This window comes from Limosilactobacillus ingluviei DSM 15946 (assembly GCF_001435775.1).
In the GTDB taxonomy this organism is placed as follows: domain Bacteria; phylum Bacillota; class Bacilli; order Lactobacillales; family Lactobacillaceae; genus Limosilactobacillus; species Limosilactobacillus ingluviei.
Genome location: NZ_AZFK01000033.1, coordinates 1 through 293, shown reverse-complemented (window position 1 = coordinate 293; position 293 = coordinate 1). Strand labels below are relative to the sequence as shown.

Annotated in this window: 1 protein-coding gene; it reads left to right on the top strand. The window is 54.3% G+C overall.

Annotated features, from left to right (window positions below; genetic code table 11):
- The coding region (locus FC43_RS04950) for an NAD(P)-binding domain-containing protein (protein WP_235807588.1) at positions 1–293 on the top strand (293 nt) is incomplete at both ends.

The window sequence follows — 293 nt, the reverse complement described above, 5'->3', positions numbered from 1 at the left end:
GACAAGTCCGGGATCAACTTCATCGGCATGGGGGTTTCCGGTGGGGAACTGGGTGCCTTGCAAGGTCCTTCCCTGATGCCAGGTGGTCAAAAGGAAGCTTACGACCTGGTTGAACCAATCCTGACCCAAATTGCCGCCAAGGCCGAAGATGGCAAGCCATGTGTGACCTACATTGGGCCAAACGGGGCTGGTCACTACGTTAAGATGGTCCACAACGGGATCGAATACGGGGACGAAGAATTAATCGACGAAAGCTACAACGTGATGCGCAACGTCTTAGGCCTCTCCGTAGA